1 pseudogene is annotated in these 457 nt (G+C 61.3%); it reads right to left on the bottom strand.

Annotated features, from left to right (window positions below):
* Positions 1-457 (bottom strand): annotated as a pseudogene (locus JIN78_RS16965) (IS256 family transposase); the annotation flags it as partial.

Below are 457 nucleotides of genomic sequence, written 5' to 3' on the forward strand. Positions count from 1 at the left end.
TATCAACCCCTACCGCTACCACCACGCAGAGGTCTTTGTGGAGAAAAACCCCGTCAATGACGAGGGCAATCCAGTCCTTCTGCGCGAGTGAGCGACTCCGAAACTCGCTTAAGATTTCCCGGCTCCGCTCGACCCACATGCGGGAGGCCTCACTCTTGCTCAGCGAGCCTTTTCCCTTCGCTCTCGCCGCTCCCCGGGCGGCCAGACCTTGCTCCAGAGAGGCCACTACCTCGTCAAAAATTCGTCCTTTGCTACTGGCAGCCTGGTAGCTCGCAAGACGAACTTCCGAGCCGTCTTTTTCACGCACTCGGGGCCGGATGATCTTCTCGCGCTGCCCCTCGATGTAGGCTTGTCCCTGCTCGCTGCCAGCGCGCCGGCAGTCCGACTCGGGCGCCGGATGATGCTTCGGTCCACACAAGAGTTCGACCTCCTCGGCCATCACTTGCAGCAGTCCGGC

Source organism: Roseibacillus ishigakijimensis (genome assembly GCF_016595415.1).
Lineage (GTDB): Bacteria > Verrucomicrobiota > Verrucomicrobiia > Verrucomicrobiales > Akkermansiaceae > Roseibacillus > Roseibacillus ishigakijimensis.